The 20529-nt window shown below is 37.1% G+C and carries 14 protein-coding genes; 3 read left to right on the top strand and 11 right to left on the bottom strand.

Annotation, left to right across the window (positions count from 1 at the left end):
• Positions 1-15: 15 nt before the first annotated feature.
• The 5 genes from MYP_RS08685 to gpmI form a co-directional block, all read right to left on the bottom strand.
• Positions 16-462 carry a DUF2383 domain-containing protein gene (locus tag MYP_RS08685; protein ID WP_045461699.1) on the bottom strand — a complete coding sequence of 149 codons (447 nt, stop codon included), beginning with the start codon at positions 460-462 and terminating at the stop codon, positions 16-18.
• A gap of 170 nt (positions 463-632) precedes the next feature.
• Positions 633-1133 (bottom strand): 5-(carboxyamino)imidazole ribonucleotide mutase, encoded by a 501-nt coding sequence (gene purE, locus MYP_RS08680; RefSeq protein ID WP_045461696.1) that lies wholly within the window; start codon positions 1131-1133, stop codon positions 633-635.
• A 131-nt stretch (positions 1134-1264) separates the two neighbouring features.
• Entirely contained in the window at positions 1265-2401 is a 1137-nt protein-coding gene (locus MYP_RS08675) for a 5-(carboxyamino)imidazole ribonucleotide synthase (RefSeq protein WP_081990451.1), read from the bottom strand.
• A 155-nt stretch (positions 2402-2556) separates the two neighbouring features.
• A complete protein-coding gene (locus MYP_RS08670) occupies positions 2557-3777 on the bottom strand; it encodes an outer membrane beta-barrel protein (RefSeq protein WP_045461693.1) in 1221 nt (406 codons plus the stop codon).
• Positions 3778-4681: 904 nt separating this feature from the next.
• Positions 4682-6205: a 2,3-bisphosphoglycerate-independent phosphoglycerate mutase gene (gene gpmI / locus MYP_RS08665; RefSeq protein WP_045461690.1), complete on the bottom strand. Its 1524-nt coding sequence runs from the start codon at positions 6203-6205 to the stop codon at positions 4682-4684.
• A gap of 279 nt (positions 6206-6484) precedes the next feature.
• Here gpmI and MYP_RS08660 point away from each other — a divergent pair, with 279 nt between their 5' ends.
• From MYP_RS08660 to MYP_RS08650, 3 genes are all read left to right on the top strand, one after another.
• Positions 6485-6841, top strand: a complete 357-nt coding sequence (locus MYP_RS08660) for a DUF4783 domain-containing protein (protein WP_052430044.1) — start codon at positions 6485-6487, stop codon at positions 6839-6841.
• Between the two features lie 65 nt (positions 6842-6906).
• On the top strand, positions 6907-7758 hold the full coding sequence (gene nadC, locus MYP_RS08655) for a carboxylating nicotinate-nucleotide diphosphorylase (protein ID WP_045461684.1): 852 nt from the start codon (positions 6907-6909) through the stop codon (positions 7756-7758).
• Between the two features lie 31 nt (positions 7759-7789).
• A complete protein-coding gene (locus tag MYP_RS08650) occupies positions 7790-8269 on the top strand; it encodes a YcxB family protein (protein ID WP_045461681.1) in 480 nt (159 codons plus the stop codon).
• A gap of 182 nt (positions 8270-8451) precedes the next feature.
• Here MYP_RS08650 and MYP_RS08645 read toward each other — a convergent pair whose 3' ends face one another.
• From MYP_RS08645 to trpA, 6 genes are all read right to left on the bottom strand, one after another.
• Positions 8452-11772: a glycoside hydrolase family 9 protein gene (locus tag MYP_RS08645; protein WP_045461678.1), complete on the bottom strand. Its 3321-nt coding sequence runs from the start codon at positions 11770-11772 to the stop codon at positions 8452-8454.
• 606 nt (positions 11773-12378) lie between these two features.
• Positions 12379-15336 carry a glycosyl hydrolase family 8 gene (locus tag MYP_RS24880; protein ID WP_052430043.1) on the bottom strand — a complete coding sequence of 986 codons (2958 nt, stop codon included), beginning with the start codon at positions 15334-15336 and terminating at the stop codon, positions 12379-12381.
• Between the two features lie 1046 nt (positions 15337-16382).
• On the bottom strand, positions 16383-18506 hold the full coding sequence (feoB, locus tag MYP_RS08625; protein ID WP_045461669.1) for a ferrous iron transport protein B: 2124 nt from the start codon (positions 18504-18506) through the stop codon (positions 16383-16385).
• Between the two features lie 89 nt (positions 18507-18595).
• Complete coding sequence (locus tag MYP_RS08620; protein ID WP_045461666.1) at positions 18596-18826, bottom strand: FeoA family protein; 231 nt, start codon at positions 18824-18826, stop codon at positions 18596-18598.
• 164 nt (positions 18827-18990) lie between these two features.
• On the bottom strand, positions 18991-19713 hold the full coding sequence (locus tag MYP_RS08615) for a HisA/HisF-related TIM barrel protein (RefSeq protein WP_052430042.1): 723 nt from the start codon (positions 19711-19713) through the stop codon (positions 18991-18993).
• Between the two features lie 24 nt (positions 19714-19737).
• On the bottom strand, positions 19738-20526 hold the full coding sequence (gene trpA / locus MYP_RS08610; RefSeq protein WP_045461663.1) for a tryptophan synthase subunit alpha: 789 nt from the start codon (positions 20524-20526) through the stop codon (positions 19738-19740).
• Positions 20527-20529: the final 3 nt, after the last annotated feature.

Genomic DNA, 20529 nt, shown 5'->3' with positions numbered 1-20529 from the left:
GCAAATAAATCATAGCTAAAGCTCCTTTACCAGACTATTCAAATCTGAGCAAGCTTTAAAAAATGCACTTTTATGTTTAATTATAATAACTCTCAGCTTCTCAGGTATTTCCTCATTAAAAGCTGCTTCATAAACTTCAATTGCTGAACGTTCCCGATCAATACAATTTTCGAATAAACCCTTCTTATCAACCAGTGTATTTCCTGATGCTACATCCATCCATCCTTTATATCTCACATTTAGGATAGTGATTTCTTTCTCCTCTTCTTCTTCATCCCTGCTTTCTGAAAATGGAAGCAACTCAAGAAAAAATCTGCCGCTTTCTGTGGCAAATTTATTTAATATATCTGCAAAATAAGGGTCTTTAATGTTGTCAGCAGCTTTTTTGTAATCTGCCTCTCTTGCATTGCAAGTTTCAATCAACTGATTGACTACTAATGCTGTAATATAATCCGTTTGCATGACTTTACTCCTTCCCCTTTCTCAAGAAAACAAATAAAGAAGGGTTAAAGTTTAATCGGAATTCTACCTGGAAAATTTGTCCATTTAATTCAAATTCAGGACTTTATCCTTAAAGTAATTGATTAAGGATAGACAGAAATTTTTTTTAAATTTAAATGCAAATGGTACGTTTAAAGGAGATTCTTATAGCCTGATTGCTCAAGCTTTTGTACTGATTCTTCCACTTTTTCTCTCAGAAAAGTTTTATACTTCTTCAGATTCTCAGCAATCTTCGGATCATGAGAGCCAATAATCTGGGCAGCCAGAATCCCAGCATTTACAGCCCCATCAAGAGCTACCGTTGCAACAGGAACACCTGCAGGCATTTGCAGAATAGACAAAACAGAATCCCAGCCATCGATAGAATTGGAAGATTTTACAGGTACACCTATGACCGGAAGTGTTGTAATTGATGCAACCATTCCAGGAAGATGCGCAGCACCACCTGCCCCGGCAATAATCACTTTTATACCTCTATTTATTGCATTTTCAGCATACGATACCATTCTGTGGGGGGTTCTGTGTGCTGAAACAATTGTTACTTCATAAGGAACTTTTAATTCATCAAGAATTTCTGCTGCCTTGGACATTATTTTTAAGTCCGACTGGCTTCCCATTATAATTCCAACCATGTTTTTTTAGTTTTTACCTCATCCTAAATCTCTTTCCCAAACTAGATGGACTTTAGTGCAGAGGAAATGAACAATTATACTTTTAACTTTCTGCTTTTAACTTTTACTTATAACTTAATACTTATTACTCATTAAGCTATTACTCTAAACCTCTCTTTAACCAAATCGGCCTTTTGTTTTAGTCCACTAATTTCATCATCTAAAATTGTGATATGGCCCATTTTTCTGAAAGGTTTTGTGATTTTTTTTCCATACAAATGTATGTGAACTCCTTCTATTCCAAGAACATCATTTAACCCCTCATACTTTGCAAGTCCGGAATAGCCGTCAGCACCAAGTAAATTTACCATGGCAGCAGGTTTTAATTGCTTTGTAGATCCAAGGGGAAGTCCAAGGATAGCTCTTAATAATTGCTCATACTGAGAAGTAAAATTGGCTTCAATGGTTTGATGCCCTGAGTTGTGCGGTCTAGGGGCTGCTTCGTTTACCAGGATTTTTCCCTCTTTTGTAAGAAACATTTCAACCGCAAGCAAACCTACCATTCCCAGAGATTCAATTACTTTTTCTGCAATTTCCACAGCTTCTTTTTTCTGAGCTTCAGTGATCTGAGCGGGAGCCATGAGATACTCCACCAGATTGTGAACAGGATGAAAAATCATCTCGGTTACAGGAAAGTGTTCTTTTTCACCTTTGATATTTCGGGCAACAATTACAGAAATTTCCTTCTCAAAATCTACTTGTTTTTCTATCAGAGAAGGCCCATCCATGGCTTTAGAAAGATCGGATACCGAATTTAACTGTTGAACACCTCTCCCATCGTAGCCTGATTTACCCAACTTTTGAAATGCAGGAAACAAGTGAGGAAATTTCGAAAGCTCATCTATGTCATTGATAAGCTCAAAATCAGCCGTAGGAATCGAATTGTTTCTGTAAAACTGTTTTTGAAGCCTCTTATCCTGAATAGTTTTAATGCATGAAGGTTGAGGAAATATTTTTTTACCTTCATTTGCAAGAGCCTGAAGAGCATCCGCATTAACATTTTCAATCTCGATAGTTATGAGGTCTTTATCTTTCCCAAATTTATAAACAGTTTCATAATCAGTTGGATCGCCGAGGATAAATTCATGAGCTATTTTTGCACAGGGGGCCTCCTTATCAGGATCCAGAGTGCATACATAAAGGTTAAGATCTACAGCTGACTGAATAAGCATTCTTCCCAGCTGACCACCGCCAAGAATTCCTAATTTAAAATCCTGATAAAACTCCACTTTGAAATCTGTTTTTTCTCAAAATTACTAAAAATAAAAACCCCGGCCATATAGACTCGGGGCTTTTAACTAACCAGATGAAAAAAATAAACCTGAAAAATTTAACTTAACACATGATCATTTAAGTTTTTTACATCTATTTGCTTTGGAACCCATTAGAATTTAAAAATTGCAGCTAAGCCAAATGTTGTTTGACTATTTACAGCGTCTCCATTTTTATCTTCATAAATTTTAGTTGGGGAAGTATCCATCCTAAATTCTGGTTTCAAGACCAAAGCACCTTCTGCAAGGGTAACCGGAGCAGTGATTGTCAAAGAGTTGTTAGTACTTTTCAGATATCTCATTCCATATTTATCTTTAAAATGTTCATATCTTACTCCAAGACTTAGGAAATCTGTGATATCATAATGTGCATAACCAGCTAAACCTCCCCATGTGAGGGTAGATTTGTCTTCACCATAAGGAGAAGAAAGCGCTTTAAATGCCTCTTCTGTGTTATTGTCAGTTGCTTTATAAAAACCATAAGCTCCATTTAAACCAACATACAATTTTTCAGTAAGCTGGTATCCCGCAGTAAGATCGAATAAGTGTCTGTTGTAGTTAACAGCCCAAGGAGTAGCACCACCCACTGTATCAAGAGAGGTATCATCATTGTAACCACCGATCCAGTTTACATAAACATTCATTCCTTCAATCGGGCTCACAAATACCTGAGCAACACCTGACTTCTGTTTGTTATTTTCAAAAAGGTTATCCCAGTTGTTTACTAAACCAATCATTACGCCAACTTTATCACTGAAAGCATAATTGGCTTTTGCTCCAACATGGTAAAAAGGACCATTATTGAAAAGGTTTGATAAAGAGTAGTTATAATTTACAGGAGCATCAATAACTTCATAACCTATGTGTGTTCCGAACTGACCAACTGTAAATGAAAGCTTATCTGTTGCTTTGTAAGTTCCATATGCCTGTTTGATAGAAGCGGATGAACCATAGATATTTGAAAAGGAAGGATTTGTATAAAGGTTTGCGCTACCAGTAGTATATCCTTGAGCATTTACATTACCAAAGTTACCTAACTCAGCATTCGGTCCGAAAGTAAGATCAGCTACGATTTCAATTTTTTTGGATGTATACATGAATTTAGTCTGAACCAAGCCTATAGCAACCTGATTGGTCGTTCTGTCAAATGCCCTCCCCGCACCAGTGGCTCCAAGCAAACTTCCTGATTTAGGCCTGTTAAATGCCCAGTTGTAATAGGTATCGATATAGCCTGTAATAGTTAATTTTCCCGGCTCTGCCGAAGTAGAATCTTGTGCCTTGGCTGTCAATACTAGTAAAAAAGTCAGCGATAGCAGTAAGTTAAATTTACGCATAGTACTTGTTTGTTTAGTTAGTAAATAATTTATAAAGGTTAATTAATAAAGGTTAAAATAATTGGTCTTTCACATAGAAATAATCATAATATAGCCTATGTAAACTTAGATATTTTTTATTTCCATGTCAATAGGCCTAATAGAAAAATCCAAAAGAAATATTAAATAATATGCAAATAACAGGCTAAATGAACACATTAAATTAAAATTATACAATTCAGGAATAAAAAGTTGAAAGAACTTAATTTTTCAAAAAATAAGAATAATACAATTTTCAACCAACTTCTAAAAATATAATAAAATCAAGAAAAGGCCTTAAAACCTAAAAAAATCAGCTTTTTTCTGCACACAACCTGCATTTTTTAACCTATAAGATAACTAAAATATTATATTTCTAAATTTATAGTTATTTTTTTAGCCTACTTTTTAAAAATTATAACAAATAATCAAAAACTAAGTCTATTTTCAATGCTAAAATAGGAAATGACAAGATGAATTTTCAAACCTCACCATATTAAATGACTTGAAAAGCGATTTTTAGGATGGCAAAAGAATGTTAGACTCAAAAATTAATATCATAATGAAAAAAAATAGATAACATTTGAGCAAATGGCTATAATTTAGGGGCAAAACTTTAAATACTGGACCATCACAGCTATAGAATCAAAAAATTGGGAGAAGTTTAAGGAGAGTTGGCCAATTCAACAGGCTTTAAAACCAATTTTGCTTTAGTTATTCAGATATAAAAAAAACGAGCTACGAAAAATATATGTATGAAAAATGGCCCCACATCAGGTAAAAAGCTACCAAAAGCAATGATATTAAAGGCCAGAATTATCTCTAAAAAGGAAAAGGCTGAACTTTAATAAAGTTCAGCCTTTTTATACAGAAAAACTTATCTAAGTTACCCTAAAAGAGAAACCCCTGTCATTTCTTTCGGTTTTTCTACCCCAATCAACTCCAATACCGTAGGAGCAACATCCCCCAGTTTACCATCTTTTAGCTTTCCTTTAAACGAGCTATCAACCACAACAAAAGGAACAAGGTTAGTAGTATGTGCAGTATTAGGACTGCCGTCCTCATTGATCATAACATCCGCATTACCATGATCTGCAAGGATAAGACATGTATAGCCATCTGTCAATGCTTGTTTTACAATTGCTTCAACACACTCATTTACTGTTTCAACTGCTTTTACCGCTGCACTGAAAACCCCGGTATGTCCGACCATATCAGGATTGGCAAAGTTAAGGCACACAAAGTCAACTTCCTTCTTTTTAATTTCAGCAATAATCTTGTCTTTAATTTCAAAAGCGCTCATTTCAGGCTGCAAATCGTAAGTTGCTACTTTAGGAGACTGACACAAAATTCTGCTCTCACCTTCAAATTCTTTTTCTCTTCCACCGGAAAAGAAAAAAGTCACGTGAGGATACTTTTCTGTTTCCGCAATCCTGATCTGCTTTTTCCCAGCCGCAGCCAAAACCTCTCCAAGCGTTTGATTTAGATTGTCTTTATCAAAAATAACTTTTACTCCTTTAAAACTATCATCATAATTTGTAAGTGTTACATAATACAAATCAAGTTTTTTCATATTTTGCTCCGGAAAATCCTTCTGAGTCAATGCTATTGTAATTTCTCTTCCTCTGTCTGTTCTGAAGTTAAAGCAAAGCACTACATCGCCTTCTTCAATAAGAGCAAGTGGCTGATCTTTATCATTCACCACAACGAGTGGCTTAATAAATTCATCCGTCACTCCTTCAGCGTATGAATCAAGGATTGACTTTTGAACGTCTTTGGTTTTAGTACCGGCACCATGAACAAGGAGATCATAAGCAAGCTTAACACGTTCCCATCTATTATCTCTGTCCATAGAGTAATATCTTCCTATAACAGAAGCAATCTTTCCTGCTGAACCATCAAGATGCTTTTGCAGGTCACTGATGTAACCTATCCCACCTTTTGGATCGGTATCTCTACCATCCGTAAATGCATGTATAAACACATTTTCAAGACCTTTTTTCTTTGCAATACTGCAGAGACCTTTCAGGTGGTTAATATGAGAGTGAACTCCTCCATCAGAAACCAAGCCCATAAAATGGACTTTCTTGTTGTTCATTTTCGCATAATCAAGTGCGTCAACCAAAGCCTGTTCGTGCTCCAGTGTGAACTCTTCCACCGCCTTATTAATTTTCACAAGATCCTGGTAAACAACCCTTCCCGCACCGAGATTCATGTGACCAACTTCACTGTTACCCATTTGACCTTCTGGCAGCCCAACTGCAAGTCCCGAAGCCTCCAATTTGCTATTGGGATATTTTGCATATAAAGAATCAACAAATTCAGTGTTTGCTTTGGCAATTGCAGAAACCTCAGGATTTGATCCAAGGCCCCATCCATCCATAATGATTAGGATTACCTTCTTATTCATTTCAGTACTTATTTTTAAAAACGATCACTAGTTACTTAAAATTTAAAAAAGTTAAAAGTCAACCAGGATTAACAACAAAAAAAATGTTACTGTTAATGATTAATTTATAAGATATAATCAGTGATGGATTTAAATGATTTACAAGATTTTTTAATGACCTATACTTATTTAAATTAATTTCTTTTAATTTATTGGCATAATTTTAGCATACATGAAAAATATTAAAATTCGAGTTAATTTATGAGAAATCACTCTTTTTTAATTCTTACTCTACTTCTAATGATATTTAGTAAGAATGTAGTAGGCCAGTCCGATGTGCTTGAGGGCACTAAAAATGCCTTAAAAGCGGGAAGCTCAAAAGATATTTCGAAATATTTTAATGATATGGTGGAAATTGGCCTGAATAAGGAAGATAAAAAAACCTATAGCAAAACGCAGGCAGAATTCGTACTAAGAGATTTTTTCAAACAATACCCTCCTACAGATTTTCAATATGTACACCAGGGTTCTTCTAAAGAAGGAATGAAGTACACAATCGGAAAATATATGTATAATGGAGGCACATTCAGGGTAATAACAGTTGTTAAACAGTTTCGCGGAAGTTACCTGATTGATTCAATAGTATTTGAAGAGTAAATAATAAATAACGCAAATTTCTCGAAGGCTCTGAAGATATTCGGAGCTTTTTTTATTTTTGTCCCGTGAATTTTCTTTCAGAACAAGCAATATTTGAGTTTATAGACTCAGCTCTTGCGGAGGACGTCGGAACAGGCGATCATTCCACATTGGCTTCTGTTCCTCCAGATGCCATTAATAAAGCTCAGCTTTTAGTAAAAGATGAGGGGGTATTAGCCGGCATAGCACTTGCAGAAATGATATTTTCAAGAGTGGATCCGGACCTCAAAATGGAAGTTCTTATTCCTGATGGAATCAGAGTAAAGCCAAAAGATGTTGCTTTTAAAGTACATGGCAGAGCCAGGTCAATCCTAACAGGAGAGAGACTAGTGCTCAATTGTATGCAAAGAATGAGCGGAATTGCAACGCTTACAACAACTTTTAATGAGCTAATCAGGGATACTGGCTGTAAACTTCTGGATACTAGAAAAACCACTCCTAATTTCCGTTTGCCTGAAAAATGGGCTGTTTCTATTGGAGGTGGGGTTAATCACAGATTCGGTTTATATGATATGATTATCCTTAAAGACAATCATATTGATTTTGCAGGGGGAATAAAACAAGCAATAGAATCAACCAGAAATTACCTTGAGAAACATTCTTTATCATTAAAAATAGAAGTGGAAACACGATCTCTTAAAGAAGTGGAAGAAGTACTCAATACAGGAGGTATTGACAGGATTATGCTTGACAATATGAGTCCTGAGCTTATGAAAGAAGCCGTGGAATTAATCGCCAGAAAATATGAAACTGAGGCATCGGGAGGCATAAATGAATCTACCATAAGATCCTATGCCCTAACAGGAGTTGACTATATTTCCTGTGGAGCTTTGACCCACTCCTTCAAAAGTCTGGATCTTAGTCTAAAAGCATTTTAAAAAAACTTATATACAGAAGAATCAGGGAATTATGATTATCAAAACTAAAAAGTACCAGTTACCTAAAAACACTTACGTAAAGATTGCCCTTACAAACCTTGTCAAAAAACAATGGTGGTATATATTCGGACCAATATTGTTCGGATGTATCGCCTTTTTCCTTCCGGATTACAAATGGTGGTTTATTGTTACTGCAATCATCGCTGTTGTTGGATACATCCTTTTCTGGGCGATACAGTTTACCGGAGTTACCCAATTACCACAAAATCAAATAATGTTTGATAAACTTACCTATGAAATTGATAGCAGACAGGTACTCATCAAATTAAACCCTAAACAAGGAAGTCCGATTCAATGGAATATGGTAGTAGCTGCAGAAAAATCTAAGGACGCATATTTGCTTATCATCAACAAGGCTCAGATTATTCACTTGCCTTTTAAGATCTTCAATTCAGATAATGATATTCGTTTTATGGATAGCATTTTGAAAAGGAAAGAATATATTAAATAAGTTGTAAGTTATAAGTTGAAAGCTAAAAGAGGGAAGAGCATCTGCAAAGATTGTCTTCCCTCTTGCATTTATGTATAGCTGATAACGCAAAAGCAATGAAAAAGAGAAAGGCAACCTTCATCAAGATAGCCTTTCAATGTATTTAACTTTAAACTTTTAACTTTTAACTTAGTACTTATAACTCAATTCTTAACCATCTTCACATGGTATGTCTTTCCATGCACAACTACTTTTAGAAGATACATTCCAGAGCTTAATGAAGCTCCGATATCAACTTTTTCCCCTACTCCAAGATTTTCTGCTGTTTCCACTATCATACCCGAGAGGTCAACCACATATGCAGAATAGCTGCTGTTATATGGAGAAACTATTGACAATTGAGATGATTTCAGAAAAGGATTTGGGACAAGACTTATTCTTGTCTGATCCTCATTAGAAACAGTAACAATTTTACTTAACTCATGTGACCCATCAAAATCAACCTGCTTCAGTCGATAATAGAACAAACCATTAACAGGATATCGGTCTTCAAATGTGTAATATAAGACAGATGAGCTGATACCCGCTGCCTGAACCTTTCCGATTCCGGTAAATTCTTTACCATTAGTGGATCTCTGTATTTCGAAATAACTGCTGTTTTCCTCTGATGCAGTAATCCAGCTTAAGGAAGTAACATTATTTTCTCGAGTTCCCTTAAACTCCAATAATCTTACAGGAGTAATCTCACAACCAGCGCCAATAGTTGCAATAACCGGCAGCCTACTACAGTTATTTCCAGTTGAAATTTTCCAGTCATAGAAATACATGTAATCATTTGCATCGGCTTGTCCTCCGAGAGTTCCTGTAATTGATACAATTCCTGAAGGATTAGAAACATAAGGATATGATGCTCCTGTGGAATGCCAGAAAGGCTCACCATTCAGATTGAGAAAAGATATCCTCATTCCAAGATTCGCTCCCCAGGCAGATTTGATGTCAAATCCTGTGAAATTAAAGGTAATCAGACTATTTGCCATTGCTGTAGTGACATTTACAGGCTCTGATGTAAATGTCTTGACAGGACTAAGTGGTACTCCTGAACTATTCACTATTTCCACAGTAATAGTTGCAGCAGTATTGTTAGAATAAATATTTCCAAACGGCACTTTGAATGAAGTAAGAGTAAAATCCTTAGTGACATTAAATAGTAAAACATTACCGGCAGGAGCAGCTCCCCAGCTGCTGCCACCGCTATATACTGTAGTTGGCCCAACACTTCCTGCAGTACTGCTCATATCCTGAACATAGTATGTTCCGGCAGCCGGTGCATCAAAGGTAGTAACTCCGGTAGCCAAAGGAGTAGTAGAAGTTGCTGTCGCATACCAGTTATATGGCCCTCCAGTGGCGCCAGCTATTGAAAGTTTAATTGGAGCAGCAGAAGCACAACCATCAACGGGGATAGGCATACTTGAAGTAATAGTTATACTTGCTTCTGTGGTTGTACAACCTGCTATACTTGCAGCAATTTTATAAACTCCTGCTTTTCTCACATTAAGCAACGCTTGGGCTTCTTCTCCTGTCAGGTTATTACCATCGAGGCTCCATTGCCAGATGGTAGAGCCTGGAAAACCTGCAGCATTTGTAACTGTAAGATTTACAAAGGCCGGATTGCATAAATCGATAGCACCAGTCGGTGATAAAACAGGGACAGGCAATGTACTGCTGATGACAATAGTATCTGACTTACTGCAGGCAACAGCATTCGCTGCATCTAAGGAATCTCTTATCACTACATACGTTCCTGCGCCGTTAGCTGCCGTAACTGCATATTTATTATCGGCAGCATTACCACTACTGTTTACAAGAACAGATGCGGTCGGACTGATCTTCTTCCATGTAAATCTTATTGAACTACCTGCAGATGTATTTGAGTTTAACTGAATAGGAAAAGTAGTGCCACAAGTGCTTATGTCTGCTCCAAGAGATGGGATTTCACATGTTGGTGGATTTCCACAAAATTTATTTGTATCCACAGGAGCAACTCTTGAATTAATAAATCCAAGAGCACCAACTAATCCTGCATTATAATCTATACCAACTTCTGAATTAACATAATCTTCCCGATTGTCATTATAGGTACCATCGCGTTTACCGCCAACCAAAGCTCCCAACTGTTGATTTTTTGCTGGAATTGTAAGACTGTTATCCGTTCCGGCTGGGTTGTCATCTCTAAGAAATGCATTCCGATGGTGGGGTTTTAGAGGGGAAACATAGCCAGTTCCTCCAGGAACGAACCCTACGATATAAGATCTTTTGGAAGTATTTGCTCCCATTATATAATCTATATCCTTGTGCAGCTTTTCCAGAACAGGAGCTGTATAATTGTTATTTAGCTTGCAGTATAAGGCAATTAGAAAAGATGAATTAGCATTGTAGCGTAATGCCCCCCAACCTCCTCCGTGAGCATTATAAACCCCTTGCCCATTTCTGCTTCCATCCGCCAGAAAGTGACCGGTTATTCGGTTATTAAATGTAGTTAATGAAGCTGCATCTCCTAACACAGCCAAATTATACAAGGCAATCTCCCCTGTATTTGCATAATCAAAAGTATAACCCATGTTCGGAGTTATTGGTCCCTGGCTAATGGCTTCCGTCCTATAAGCAACATTACCTGTAGCCCAATACAACTCTGCACACAAAGTAGCAAAATCATCCTTCCAATTTGTTTTTGCTCCATACTGGCCACCCCCTGCAGAGCCAACAGTACCAGGATTTGCCTTGGCATAATTATATGCATAGACGGCATGTTGAAGACAAGTGGCTGCAAAAGCCGCATCAAATTTTTTATACATTCTTGACATTAATGCTAGTGTGGCACCACAGAAAGACGGCATTGAAGCATCCTGAGGATTTTTATATACTGGTCTTGGCTGTCCACCATTATTTGCGTCGTTGGTCTGCATTTTAACTGCGGTCTCCCACCTGCAATGATCTCCTGGACAACCACCTTTTCCTACCTGGTAATAAAATGTAGATGAATTTGGAATACATTTAATAAGAAACTCTGCCTCATGTTTCATTTCATCCAAGACATCAGGAATACAATTTGGATCATGGGCATTATCTTCAAAATTCCACTTATTTGCAGCTTTATATCCTTGATAATCGAATGAATACCTATCATCATATCCAGTCTTAAATTCTGCATAACCTTTGAGGAGAATATAAGCAGAATAAAACTGCGTCTGCCCAAACTTTACATGATCCCCGCAATCATGCCAACCGCCGGAAAGGTCATGTGCCCCGTCTGCATCAGCAATAAAGGCCTTACCTCTTAAACCTGCAGGCACACCAGCCGGTAAATGATTATAAATAGTCCAGTTATTATCACCAGATCTTTGAGCTCCATAAAATCTTGTGGTCATCCACAATGCTTTTTGATAATCTGCATTTGTGAGAGTCTGAGAAAACAGTGATTGACTAAAACTGATGAGGATAAATAAAATACAATAAATCTTTTTCATTAGAAGGCTTCTCTACAATCTATCAATTTACAAATAAAAAATTGCATTAAAAGCCGAAGAGATTCTCTATCTAATAACAATGATGTAATAAATCACCACTGTTTTTTAAATTTCGTGCTTAAATATTTAATCAAAATGAAGTAAGAACCATTCGTAGTGATATAGTTGACTGAATTACAAAGGAATACTAAAACTTATCTCTAACTTAGATGAATTATAAACTAAACATAAAAAAGGCAAATTTAATGGCCTAAAAACAAATGTGCTTTTCCCTACTACCACCAGTTTGTCCATAAAATGAAATGGCACAAACCTAACTGAACTATCTGATTATATACAAATGGTAATAGTGAATTGAATTTTAAACATTTAAATAAAAATCCTACTTTTTGGTTAAAGAAAGAAGAAGACAAAAAACCGATAAAAATTCGCATAATGATCTGCAAGAATAAGATAAGAAAGTTGAACAAAAAAAATCAAGGAAAAAGACTATTGCTGTAAGTCAGACTTTATTCAACTTTAAATTATAATAAATAGAAAACCAATAAAAAGAGGGAGACCTGATTTTTATCTCCTATCTCCCTCTTTTAAAATGAATGTTTTAATTTATTGCTTCACCAGCTTACATCTAAAGTTTCCTTTATCTGTAATCAATTCAATAATATAGAATCCAGCAGGATAATCAGCCCCGAAAGCTACCTGGGAGCTGGAAAGTACCTCTTTCTGATCAACAAGAAGATTAGAATTCAAATCATAAACCTTAACGATTGCTTCTCCTTGAAGCGTTGACAAATCCATTAAGAATTCATGATTAGAAGGATTTGGATAAATTTTAATAGACCCGGCCTGACCATCGTTGATTCCTGCCGGACGAACATCAATTAATTTAGCAGGAGAAACTGAAGTCCCTCCTGTGTTTGAAGCCACAACAGAGATGCTGGCATCGTCATTGCCAAATTTTATAACAACTGAATTTGTTCCTTGTCCCGAGAGAATTTGAGCACCACCAGATACACTCCAATTATAAGTAACCCCCTGAATCTGAGTAACAGTATAAGTCACAGTTTCTCCTTGCCCGACATTATCGGGACCTGAAATCTGCGGCTGAACAGGAGGTGTTGATGTACAAGATGCATTGATTGTAGCAACAACTGGAAGTCTTGCGCATCCATTGCCTACACTTACATTCCAGTTATAATAATAAAGGTACCATCCATTCCCAACAATCCAGTCAGGATCTGTTCCCTTTATAGAAACAACACCAGAAAGCGTATAGGGATAAGTTGCTCCTCCTCCATTCATATGCAATTTAGCACCGCCTGAAACTGTTCCGTCCATATAATAATCAGTACCTTGAGGTATTGAAAATCCAAGATCTAAGACCTGCGAACCGCCGGAACCTGAGATTGTAAATGATTTGGAAGCTACTACTGTTGTTTTGTCGCTTTTCAGAACCCTTACAGTGAGCGTACCTGCTGCATTTGGATAAACAGTAACAGAATTTAAAGTAAAGGCACTAAGCGCATCAAATTTTAACTTATAGGCATAATCATTTCCGTCCCAGACAGTACCTATTGTATTATTGACTGGTCCGACATTTCCTTTAGTTCCGCCCCCGGAAGCATCCTGCACATAATAAGTGGTAGTCGAAGAAATTGATGGAGTAGTATAGGTATTGCCTGTAGAAAGAGCGCTGCCTCCAGAAGAACTACTATACCAGCTATATGGTGCTGTACCTCCACTCACACTTAACGTAACTGTCCCTGCTGAAGATCTACATCCATTTACAGGAGTAGGCAGACTGGAGGTTAATTTTATTTCATCAGAGGTAGAATTACATCCAGAGATGCTGGCAGTAAGCTTATATGTTCCAACCTCATTAACATTGGACAATGTGCTGCTGGTAGCGCCATTAATGTTTACACCATTTTTCTGCCACTGCCAGGTAGTTCCGGAAGGGAAAGAAGAAAGATTAGAAGGTGTAAGGTTGTAGCTTGCAGGATTACAAAGAACTTTATCCGCACCTAAGGCAGGAGTCTGAAGAGTTGCAGAAATAACTATTTCATCTGTTTGCGTGCAGACTACCTTACCTGTATTATCTACCGAGTCACGAACGACCACATAAGTACCTGCACCATTCGCTGCTGTCACACTATAGTTTGCATCCGCCGCATTACTACTGCTCGTTACCAATGTAACAGCAGACGGACTTGTTTTTTTCCATGTAAATCTGATATTTCCACCACCGTTTGTTTTTGACTGAAGGGTTACCGGAAAAGAACTACCGCACATGCTGATATCCGCACCAAGGTTCGGCTTTTTACAGCTTGAAGGAGGAGGAACATTTCCGCATGGATACCACATATTACCTGTAGCAAGTAAAGCATAAATCGTTCTTAAAGAATTCTGAAAATATGGAGCATCATCCAATCTTGACCCTACATTTCCTGAAGAGACAGAATTCGCAGTCCACCAGTTGAAGAAAGAATTTGCATCATCCTGGCTTGAAGCCATTGCTGCTAAAGCAAATGCTCCGGTAAAAGCTGAATTTCTGTAATCCACATTCTGAGTACCGTCTCTTTTATAGCCAGCCTTGATACCGCTGATACCCGGACCACTTTTAACCCAGCCGGTTAGTTTAGTAAGCCAGCTTTTGGCGTTAGGAGTTCCCCACCATAAATAGTCTATTGCAATTCTCCAGGGTGCTCTTGCAGCATCAAACTGATAATCGGATCTTGAACCACCACCGTCTTCTGCTCTTAGCTCGCAATCCCCTGATCCACCAAGCCCACCATTAGCATCACTCCACGCAGGAATTAAGCCTGTAGTAGGATGAGCAGAAGCCAACAATACAGTATAACTGTCATCTGCAGCTTTTAGCCAGAACGATGACTGTTCCGGCACGAACTGAGCAAATGCTCTATAATATCCGGGGGAAAAATAGGATGGGTTTGTACAGTTACAACCTCCAAACCAGTCTCCTGCTTTTTGAACAGTTAAACCATTGCAAGTTGTGAATTCATAATTCTTTATTTTGGTTATTAAACTCTTTGCATCATTTGAATACGGACCAGACGGCCACTGACAACTGGCTATGACCAATGCCATTGCCGCATCTAGATCTCCATCGGTTGCCCCGTTATTTGAGCCTCCTCCACCAAAACATTCAGCCCCACCACAATTAGCACGACACCAATGCATTAATCCATGATCATTATTTACATTATTTTTATAAAATTGCCATAAACCATCAAAAAGTGTTTTGTCCCCTCTATACACAGCGAGTAGCATCCCATAACCAATGCCTTCAGAATAAGTTTTTCCGTCACCATCTTTTACTCTTGAAACTCCACTTCCGCATGTTTCCACCCATCTGGATTTCCAGTCATTATACCAGGAATCAGCAATAGCAGAAGCTTCTGTTTTACTTTTGACATTTTGCTGAAATCCATAAGGATAACTCCTGTTTTGAGGATAAACATAGGTGGGGGTCTGAGCCATCATTACCTGTATCTGAAAAACAGAAACAAGACAAAGCAGCAATAGGGTAAATTTTTTCTTCATAATAAGTATTTAAACGATTTTCCAAACTGATTTATAAATTATTAGGTACAAAATAGGATTTAACTATTATTGTTTAGCTAAATAAGTAAATTTATGTAATATAAATACAAAAAAATATAGTTTTTTTCCTAACTAATAAGGCTCCAGAGGAAATAAATACAAATAACAAATTGTGGAAATTAAAACGAAAACTACCTAAAATACAATAAGATAATAAAATGGTGTAATTCGAAATGCTTAGCAAAAGGAAGTCAGCATATTGGAAAAATGATCTTTTCCTCAAAAAATTATAAAGGAGCAGGTAATCAAACTTTGAAAGGACTACAACTAACAAAAAACTTAAAAGCTAAACGAAACACTTCAAGTTATTTTTAATGATCCCAGGAATTTTCCAAACCGCCAAATATCCAAAAAAGCAAAAATAACCCTTGAATCAATACATCTAACAATACAACCAAACTCGCAACAGCCAAAAAAATAACAGGTATTAGTTCACTGAAACTACCTCTTTGGGGAATGATAATAAACAAGAAACATAATATCAAAAAGTTTATAAATGAAAGTGAAATTCTGAATGCAGCAAGAGGACCAGTTATTTCAGTGAAAAGAGGATACAATGTTAGAACTGCTACATAAAAAAGAAAGGCAAAACTAACTATAATTCGTATACTAGCCATTTCTGTTGTTCATTTAAGTAAACAATAAAAATTTTTAATACAAAAACTACCAATATTTACCCAAGCCATCTCCTAAGCAAAAAATAATCCTAAAAGTTGATAAAACACCAAAGGTATCAGAAGAAAAAGGAAAGCGACAATTAATATTAAATAAATTATCACTGCCACAAATCCTTTCCCAAAGGAATATACCGGAAAACCTTATCTTCTCAATATTGAAAAATATAAAAACGGTATAGGACATGAATGCCAGATTAAATAAAGTTCCTTAACAGAGTGTCCACTACTACCCGTTATTCAATTATATTTCTGATTTGTATACCGTTAAGGATCTTGTAACTTTCAAAAGATAACAATAAAACACCTCTTTTAACTAAATATATGATATGTAATAAAACTCAAGCCGTAAGCAAGACCAGTCATATAGACTAATTGTATCAATGGCCAGGTCCAGCCTTTAGTTTCTCTATATACAACAGCCAGCGTACTCATACACTGCATGGCAAACAGATAAAATATCAGCAAAGAAAAAGCAAGGGCAGGTGTATACATCGGGCCCCCTGTTTTTGGATTGATTTCCTCTTTCATTCTTTGTTTGATTGTTGCTTCGTCGTCTCCACTGTCTCCCACACTATAAATTGTGGACATAGTTCCGATGAATACTTCTCTCGCTGCAAAAGAAGTGATAAGGGCTACTCCAATTTTCCAGTCAAACCCTAAAGGTCTAATAACAGGTTCTATAAAATGTCCGAACTTACCTGCATACGAAAGTTCCAATTTTTTACCCGAAACTGCATTATCAAAATCAGGAGTTGATTCTGCCAGCTCAGGCTGTTCCTGCCTTACTTCGTCAAGAGCCTTTGTTTCTATATCACCAGGACCATAACTTGCAAGCACCCAAAGTACAACGGAAATTGCTACAATTACTTTCCCGGCTTCCAGAACAAAGGTTTTAACTTTCTCATAAATCGTTAAACCTACATTTTTCCATCTTGGAATTCTATAAGAAGGAAGTTCCATAATGAAAAAGCTTCTCTGCTTGTTCTGCAGAATTTTATTCATTACAAATCCTGAAATGATTGCCGAAAGAAAACCCAGCAGGTATAAAGCCATTAAGACAATTCCCTGAAGATTAAAGAAGCCAAGAATATCTTTCTCAGGAACAACTAATGCAATAAGAATGGTAAAAACCGGAATCCTCGCTGAACAACTCATCAAAGGTGTGACAAAGATTGTAATAAGCCTTTCTTTCCAATTTTCAATGCTTCTCGTTGACATAATAGCGGGAACAGCACAGGCAACACCTGAAATAAGAGGTACTACGCTACGACCGCTCATTCCGAATGGACGCATGAGCTTATCCATCAGAAACATTACCCTGGACATATACCCAGACTCTTCCAGGACAGCGATAAAAGCAAATAGAATGGCAATCTGAGGAATGAAAATAAGAACCCCGCCTAGACCGGCAATGAGACCATCTGTAAGAAGATCAGTAAAAGGTCCGCCAGGAAGATTTTGCTTTAATGCTCCATTTATCCAGGCAATTCCCCCATCAATCAAATCCATCGGAAAGGATGCCCATGCAAAAATGGACTGAAACAGAACAAGTAAAATGAAAAAGAATAGCAGATACCCGAATACTTTATGGGTAAGTATTCTGTCGATTTTTGTTGAGGTTAACTCCTTGTCATCAACGGACTTCTCTTCAACAGTTTCCTTGAGAATCCGGGTAATGACATCATATCTTGCAATTGTTTCTTTGGATTGAAATACTTTTGAGTCAAAACTCCACTTTTTAACAAGTCTTGCAAGCTCCTCTTTTTCCTTTTGAGGAAGCCCTCGCATGTTGTCATACTGATGTGCAAGCAAAATAGCCTGATAGTCATTTTCCAGAGAAAAGTTCTCTTTTACTTCGGATATAATTCCTGAAGCCAGTGGCCCCGGTTTATAATAACTTTCAGGCGGAGTATGCACAGGACAGGCAATAGCGGCTTTTAGCTCACGGATACCTGCTCCTGTTCTCGCATTAATAGCTACTATTGGTACATTAAGCTCTTTTTCAAGTTTAAGAGGATCAATCTTAATCCCATGCTGCTCTGCAAGGTCAAGCATATTGAGAACAAGAATGACCGGAAAACCAAGATCTCTGATCTGGGTAAATAACAGCATATTCCTCTTAAAAGTAGAGGCATCTATCACAACCAGAAGGAGATCGGGAGAAGACGGATCTTTTTTGCTGTGCAGCAGATCCAGGACTATTTGCTCATCCAGCGATTTTGGGTAAAGACTGTATGTCCCTGGAAGGTCAATTATCTCAGCATACAGATTGTCACTGATTTTACTGGTACCAGTTTTCTTATCTACAGTGACTCCGGGAAAATTTCCGATTTTTTGATTTAAACCGGTAAGGTGGTTAAACAGTGAAGATTTACCGGCATTAGGATTACCCAGAAGGGCAACTTTTAACCTCGTTGTTTTTTCAATAGACATATCCCAACAGAGACCAGGAATTTAAAGCAGGATAACCGGAATATCTGCCACTCAAATTCTGAGGTTAATTTTACTTGAACATTAACTAACTATCGCAGCATTACTGTAGCTGCTTCTTCTAATCGTAAAGAAAGATTATATCCGGAAACTTTAATACAAATAGGATCGCCTAATGGAGCTTTATTGCTTAACTCCACCATAGAACCAGGCAGACATCCCATTTCAAGCAGTTTCAGAGACATTTCTTCATCCTTGAAACAACAGACGATTCCCTTTTCTCCGATTTTAAGATCTGCAATGCTTTTTTTGGGGTCACCCATGCTTATTTAGACTGATTTCAAACAAATTTACTACCTAAATGTGAAGCAAACAAACTAGAAATTGCTTTTACAAAAATAAAAATTCAAATATAAGATTTACTAAAAGTAAGAAAAGTCAGTGGGCTATTATCAAAAAAAATAATTTAAGGATCTAAAACTAAATTTTAGCTGAAGTATTTCTCAAGATCCTTTAGTTTAATCAATCCTTCATAATACGCTTTGGCGAATATCACTCCATAAACACCCAGATCCTGAAGTTTATCAATATCTTCTACCGACCTCACTCCACCACTGGCCATTAGTCTGATATCAGGAAATTTATTCAGAATTTTTTTATAAAGGTCAAACGGAGGACCTGCAAGCGAGTCATCGCAGTTAATATCCGTACATTTTACATATAAAATTCCCTGATTATGAAAATAATCCACTAAGTCAATGACATCAACTTCCGTACTTTTGGACCAACCCCTTGTAGCTATTTTTCCATTATTGACATCAGCTCCCAGGATAATTTTATTTCTTCCGTAGGAAATAATCCAGGAAGAAAACAAATCCTTGTTGTTGACAGCTATAGTAGAAGCATGAATTGCATTGGCACCATGTTCAAATGCAAGTCGTATGTCATCATCATCATTAATTCCGCCACCAAAATCTATTGCCAGATCCGTATAGCCCGCTATAGTTTCAATCACCTCCTGATTCATGATCCGTCCTTTTCTGGCGCCTTCAATATCAATCAGATGAATTTTTTTAATGCCATGATCCTGAAATTTCAAGGCCATATCAAGTGGTCGCTCATCATAGATCTTGATATTATCAAGGTTTCCGTTCTGAACCCTTGCTACTCTGAGCTTTACAACTGATATAGCCGGAATTATCTCGATCATGGCATTCTATAACTTTAATAACGCTTATCTGATACCTTTTATGAAAACGTCAATATCCTTCTCCAGGTTTTTGCTTCCTGTAATCGCTTTTACAAATGCGCTTCCAATAATCGCTCCATTAGCATAATCCGTTGCGAAGCAAAACGATTCTTTATCCCTTACATTGAATCCGATCATTAATGGATTTTTTAATCCTGATGCTTTTAACTTGGAAAAATAAGCCTCTTGTTGCCTGATATCTTTTGTGTTTCCAGTTGTACTGTCCGTAGAAACAGCATAGATAAATCCAGTAGCATGCTCATCAATAAGTTTCAAACGCTCCGGAGATGTGTGAGGAGTTACAAGGAAAATGTTGGAAAGATTATTCTTCTGGAAGATTTCTTCGTAGTCTTCAATATATTCTCTAACTGGTAAATCAGGAATAATTACACCATCGACTCCAACGGCTGCCGCATCTTCACAGAACTTTTCAACACCATATCTCAAAACAGGATTGATATAGCCCATCAGCAAAACCGGAATATGAATTTCCTTACGCATTTCTTTTATCTGCTGAAAAAGTCCTTTTATGGTCATTCCATTTTCGAGTGCAATTTCACTGCTTCTCTGGATTACAGGTCCATCAGCCAGAGGATCGGAAAACGGCATTCCGATTTCCACCATGTCCACTCCGGAATTCTGCAATGCTCTGAGTACAGGAAGTGTGTCATTCAAAGCAGGATATCCTGCTGTAAAATATATGTTTAGCAAAGGCTTTTTACTATCGCTGAAAGCCGTAGTCAATCTGTTCTTTAACTGAATTTTAGTATCCATAAC

This window comes from Sporocytophaga myxococcoides (genome assembly GCF_000775915.1).
In the GTDB taxonomy this organism is placed as follows: Bacteria; Bacteroidota; Bacteroidia; order Cytophagales; family Cytophagaceae; genus Sporocytophaga; species Sporocytophaga myxococcoides_A.
This window is presented reverse-complemented; position numbering and strand designations above follow the sequence as displayed.

Bases quoted from the DNA above. Each gene is read 5' to 3' on its own strand.
- MYP_RS08685 (WP_045461699.1), bottom strand. From the start codon at position 462: ATGCAAACGGATTATATTACAGCATTAGTAGTCAATCAGTTGATTGAA.
- purE (WP_045461696.1), bottom strand. From the start codon at position 1,133: ATGGTTGGAATTATAATGGGAAGCCAGTCGGACTTAAAAATAATGTCC.
- MYP_RS08670 (WP_045461693.1), bottom strand. From the start codon at position 3,777: ATGCGTAAATTTAACTTACTGCTATCGCTGACTTTTTTACTAGTATTG.
- gpmI (WP_045461690.1), bottom strand. From the start codon at position 6,205: ATGAATAAGAAGGTAATCCTAATCATTATGGATGGATGGGGCCTTGGA.
- MYP_RS08660 (WP_052430044.1), top strand. From the start codon at position 6,485: ATGATATTTAGTAAGAATGTAGTAGGCCAGTCCGATGTGCTTGAGGGC.
- MYP_RS08650 (WP_045461681.1), top strand. From the start codon at position 7,790: ATGATTATCAAAACTAAAAAGTACCAGTTACCTAAAAACACTTACGTA.
- MYP_RS08645 (WP_045461678.1), bottom strand. From the start codon at position 11,772: ATGAAAAAGATTTATTGTATTTTATTTATCCTCATCAGTTTTAGTCAA.
- MYP_RS24880 (WP_052430043.1), bottom strand. From the start codon at position 15,336: ATGAAGAAAAAATTTACCCTATTGCTGCTTTGTCTTGTTTCTGTTTTT.
- feoB (WP_045461669.1), bottom strand. From the start codon at position 18,506: ATGTCTATTGAAAAAACAACGAGGTTAAAAGTTGCCCTTCTGGGTAAT.
- MYP_RS08620 (WP_045461666.1), bottom strand. From the start codon at position 18,826: ATGGGTGACCCCAAAAAAAGCATTGCAGATCTTAAAATCGGAGAAAAG.
- MYP_RS08615 (WP_052430042.1), bottom strand. From the start codon at position 19,713: ATGATCGAGATAATTCCGGCTATATCAGTTGTAAAGCTCAGAGTAGCA.
- trpA (WP_045461663.1), bottom strand. From the start codon at position 20,526: ATGGATACTAAAATTCAGTTAAAGAACAGATTGACTACGGCTTTCAGC.